At 55.3% G+C, this 701-nt stretch carries 1 protein-coding gene; it reads left to right on the forward strand.

Annotated elements, in window-relative coordinates; all coding sequences use genetic code 11:
* A partial coding sequence (locus tag AC1RMG_RS32375) for an EF-Tu C-terminal domain-related protein (RefSeq protein ID WP_493171071.1) occupies positions 1-701 on the forward strand: 701 nt, incomplete at both ends.

Raw genomic sequence — 701 nt, forward strand, 5'->3', positions numbered from 1 at the left:
CAAACTCGTGAGCACATCCTGCTGTCCCGTCAGGTAGGCGTTCCGTACATCGTTGTCTTCCTGAACAAGGCTGACATGGTTGACGACGCTGAGCTGCTGGAACTGGTTGAGATGGAAGTGCGCGATCTGCTGAGCACTTACGACTTCCCAGGTGACGACACTCCGATCATCATCGGTTCGGCTCTGATGGCTCTGAACGGCCAAGACGACAACGAAATGGGTACCACCGCTGTTAAGCGTCTGGTAGAAACTCTGGATACCTACATCCCAGAGCCAGAGCGTGCAATCGACAAGCCGTTCCTGATGCCAATCGAAGACGTATTCTCGATCTCCGGTCGTGGCACCGTGGTAACTGGCCGTGTTGAGCGTGGTATCGTTCGCATCCAGGAAGAAGTTGAGATCGTTGGTCTGCGCGACACTCAGAAAACTACCTGCACCGGCGTTGAAATGTTCCGCAAGCTGCTCGACGAAGGTCGTGCTGGCGAGAACTGCGGCGTTCTGCTGCGTGGTACCAAGCGTGACGACGTTGAGCGTGGCCAGGTTCTGGTTAAGCCAGGCACCGTTAAGCCGCACACCAAGTTCACCGCTGAAGTTTACGTTCTGAGCAAGGAAGAAGGCGGCCGTCATACTCCGTTCTTCAAAGGCTACCGTCCACAGTTCTACTTCCGTACTACTGACGTGACTGGTAACTGCGAGCTGCC

This window comes from Pseudomonas sp. GW822-FHT04H02 (assembly GCF_058800645.1).